The organism is Sedimenticola sp., assembly GCF_050289425.1.
Classification (GTDB): Bacteria; Pseudomonadota; Gammaproteobacteria; order Chromatiales; family Chromatiaceae; genus Sedimenticola.
The window spans coordinates 1,922-5,789 of the sequence record NZ_JBNKFS010000046.1 but is presented as its reverse complement, the minus strand read 5'-3'; the positions used below and the strand labels follow the sequence as shown (position 1 = coordinate 5,789).

The window sequence follows — 3,868 nt, the reverse complement described above, 5'->3', positions numbered from 1 at the left end:
GAACAAGGCATGACCCTGCTACAAAGGGACAGACTGGCCCGACATCACCCAACCCATGCCCAGGAAGTCTATGACGTCACCGGCGCCGGCGACACCGTCATTTCCATTCTGGCAACCGCCTTGGCCAGTGGCATGCCGCTGGATGCCGCCACCCAGCTGGCCAATATTGCCGCCGGTATCGTAGTGGGAAAACTGGGCACTTCCACAGTCAGCTTGGACGAGTTGAAGTACGCCCTGCAAGAACGGCAGGTAGCCCATACCGGCGCTGTGACCGAAGAGGAGCTGGTGGAGGCGATGGCTCTGGCTCGTCACCGAGGCGAGTCCATCGTCATGACCAACGGCTGTTTCGATATCCTGCATGCCGGACATGTCACCTATCTGGAACAGGCCAGTCGCCTGGGAGACAGGCTGATTGTTGCCGTCAATGTGGATGAAACGGTGCGCGCCCTGAAGGGGGCCGACCGACCGGTCAATACCTTGTGGCGGCGCATGACGGTGCTGGCGGCTCTCGGTTGCGTCGACTGGGTGGTACCCTTCTCAGAGGAGACACCGGAACGACTCATCTGCCGACTGAAACCGGACTTTTTGGTCAAGGGTGGCGACAACGACCCCGACAAGATACCCGGCGCACGCTGCGTCAGAGAGAGCGGTGGTGAAGTGCGGGTCATGCCATTTGTCGATGACTGTTCCACCACCGGCATGATTAAAACTATCCGCGACAGTGAGCAGAACGGCAATTCGGCGTGAACGGCACGATGCAGGTTGACATCAGTATCCTGGGTGGCGGTATTGCCGGACTCTGGACTGCAGCCTCTTTGACCCAACAGGGTTACTCGGTGGTCCTGATCGAATCAAAGGCAATCGGCGGCATCCAGACCGTTGCCTCCCAGGGCATCATTCATGGCGGCACCAAATATGCGCTGCTCGGTAACCTGAACGAATCGGCACGGGCAATCGCCGAGATGCCGGGCATCTGGCGCGCCTGCCTGGCCGGAAACGGACCACTTGACCTGCATAAGGTGAGGGTCCTGGCACAACACCAGTACCTCTGGTCGACGAAAGACTTCATCTCGCAGCTGGCTGGTTTTTTTGCCAGCAAGGCGATGCGGAGCCGGATGCAGCCGATCGACCCAGCCAAACACCCTGCGCCTTTCGATACTTCTGCCTTTCATGGGCACCTCTATCAACTGGATGAACCGGTTCTGGATGTGCCGTCGCTGGTCCAGGTGCTGGCCAAAATGGTGGAAGATCAAGCACTTCACATACAGCCCAAGCAACTCTCTCTCGATCCGGAGCAGCCAGGCCGAATCCACTGCAACCTAGCAAATGAGCACATTACACTAGAGAGCCAACGGATCATCCTGACTGCCGGCAAGGGTAATACGGAACTGCTGAAACAGCTTGGCCGTGACCATCCGGCTATGCAAACGCGCCCTCTGCATATGGTAATCCTGAAGGGTAAACTTCCCCCCCTCTACGCACACTGTCTCGGCGCCCAGGCCAACCCACGCCTCACCATCACCAGTTATCCGGTATCGGCGGAAGAGCCGATCTGGTATATCGGCGGACAACTGGCGGAAAACGGAGTCAACTTATCGAGCACACAACAAATTGAGAGGGCCAAACAGGAGCTGCAAACGACGATGCCCTGGATCGATTTCAGCGGCATGAGCTGGCACAGCTTCATGATCGAGCGCGCGGAGCCAAGGGTCAGCAGTGGCGTTCGTCCCGACAGCTGTTACCTGCACAGCGACCAAGAGATCATCACTGCCTGGCCGACCAAGCTCGCCTTTGCGCCGCGTCTCGCCACCGAAATCACCGAACTCCTGCAGTCGCAAGGCGTAAAACCCAAAGCACCCCTGCCGGAATGCCTCAAACAATTACCCAAACCGCCACAGGCCGAACCGCCCTGGAAGGAGCTGTCAGCATGAAGCGACGCGCACTGGGCAGCACCGGCATCCAGATCAGTCCATTAGGACTGGGAACGGTCAAGCTGGGTCGTAACGAGCAGGTCAAGTATCCGAGCCATTTCGAGATCCCGGACGATCACAGCGTGCGCAATCTACTGGCACAGGCCCAAGACCTGGGGATCAATCTGATCGACACCGCCCCCGCCTACGGCAGCAGCCAGGAACGATTGGGTAAACTGCTGCCGGGCGCCAGGAACGATTGGGTGATCGTCTCCAAGGTCGGTGAATTCTTCGAACAGGGAAGATCCCGTTTCGATTTCAGCTTCCAAACCACGATTGAAGTGGTGGAACAGAGTCTGCGCACCCTCAACACTGACTACCTGGATGTGGTATTGATTCACTCAGACGGCGATGATCTTGCCATACTGGAAAATGAAGGCGCCCTGGATGCCCTTCAGAGACTGAAAGAGCGAGGACTGATACGCGCCCACGGCATGTCCAGCAAGAGTGTCGAAGGGGGATTAAAGGTAATGAATAAGATGGACATCGTCATGGCCACCTGCAACCTCGCCTACAATGAAGAGTTGCCAGTCCTCCAGGCCGCCGCGAAAAAAAACCGGGGCGTGCTGATCAAGAAAGGTCTGCAGAGCGGTCATATTCCCGGCACACGCGGCGTTGAAGCGTCGATGCGCTTTGTCTTCTCCCAGCCCGGGGTCAGTGGCATGATAGTCGGCACCATCAACCCGGACCACCTGCGGGACAATGTCCTGATCATCGAACAAGTACTGAAAGAGATCGAAACGCAATGAGCACAAGCCACGCGGATCAACTGAAGCAGTTTCTGAAATGCTCCATTGAGGCCAAGCAGGCACTGCTGCAGGACCAGGAGCAGATGGCGGCCTTCGACCAGGCCATGCAGGCGATTATCGACTGTTATCGACAGGGTGGCCGACTCTATATTGCGGGTAACGGCGGCTCGGCCGCCGATGCCCAACACCTGGCCGCCGAACTGGTCTGCCGCTTCTGTAAGGATCGACCGGCCCTGCCGGCTGAGGCATTTACAGTGGATAGCTCGATCCTGACGGCCATTGGTAACGATTACGGATATGAGCATATCTTCAGCCGGCAGGTCGAAGGCAAAATGCAACCGGGCGACCTGTTTCTTGCCATCACCACCTCCGGCAATTCCCCCAATATCCTACGTGCGCTGGAGCAGTGCCGAAAGATGGGATTGACCAGTATACTGCTCTCTGGACACCAAGGAGGGAAGGCCGCCGCGCTGGCAGATCATCTCATCCTGGCCAAGGGCACAGAGACCAGCACCATCCAGGAACAGCATATCGTGATTATTCATGCGCTGTGTCATACCCTAGAACATACCCTCTTTAGCTGAAAGCAAAATCACCAACCCGTTTAGGCCTTGGATTGACGGCACCGACGGTGGTAGAGATAGAGAACCGAAAAACAGAACAGCATGTAATAGCGGGTAAGCGGATGTAGATAACCCTTATCCAATAACCCACCAATCAATGCCGCCATGCCTGAGGCAAAAAACACGGCATAAACCCTTCGATCAATACCTTCAAACATTCGATATGCGCGAGGGGCTCCCCAAAATAGTAAAACCAGCAACAGCAAATAAGCCAACAAACCCAGTAATCCAGTCTCATACCAGATTTCGATAAACAGGTTATGCAGATGCTTCACATAACTGATCTGAGGAAGGAACTCGATCGATCTATGCAAGCCCACCCCCATTAAAATATTATCCGGTGGATGTGATAGCGCCGTACTCCAGATCGTAAGTCGCTTAGAGCTGAGGCGATCAAGCCATTGAAACGTATCTCCACCGATATCCAATCCTTGTGGCCTGAAAAGATAGCTATCAGATACGATGGCGACAACAAATACTATCGGCATTACCACAAATAGAACTGAAATATTTTTGGTATAAATGG

The 3,868-nt window shown here is 55.6% G+C and carries 5 protein-coding genes; 4 read left to right on the top strand and 1 reads right to left on the bottom strand.

Annotated elements, in window-relative coordinates:
* The 4 genes from rfaE2 to ACQY5R_RS18080 form a co-directional block, all read left to right on the top strand.
* The coding region (gene rfaE2, locus ACQY5R_RS18095) for a D-glycero-beta-D-manno-heptose 1-phosphate adenylyltransferase (protein WP_428610688.1) at positions 1-747 on the top strand (747 nt) is incomplete at its 5' end.
* On the top strand, positions 744-1,931 hold the full coding sequence (locus ACQY5R_RS18090; protein WP_428610687.1) for an NAD(P)/FAD-dependent oxidoreductase: 1,188 nt from the start codon (positions 744-746) through the stop codon (positions 1,929-1,931). The genes rfaE2 and ACQY5R_RS18090, both read left to right, overlap by 4 nt.
* Positions 1,928-2,719 (top strand): aldo/keto reductase, encoded by a 792-nt coding sequence (locus ACQY5R_RS18085; protein ID WP_428610686.1) that lies wholly within the window; start codon positions 1,928-1,930, stop codon positions 2,717-2,719. The genes ACQY5R_RS18090 and ACQY5R_RS18085 overlap by 4 nt, the downstream gene beginning before the upstream one ends.
* Entirely contained in the window at positions 2,716-3,303 is a 588-nt protein-coding gene (locus ACQY5R_RS18080) for a D-sedoheptulose-7-phosphate isomerase (protein ID WP_428610685.1), read from the top strand. Before ACQY5R_RS18085 ends, ACQY5R_RS18080 begins: the two co-directional genes overlap by 4 nt.
* Positions 3,304-3,323: 20 nt before the next feature.
* Here ACQY5R_RS18080 and ACQY5R_RS18075 read toward each other — a convergent pair.
* On the bottom strand, positions 3,324-3,868 hold a 545-nt coding region (locus tag ACQY5R_RS18075), incomplete at its 5' end, for an O-antigen ligase family protein (RefSeq protein WP_428610684.1).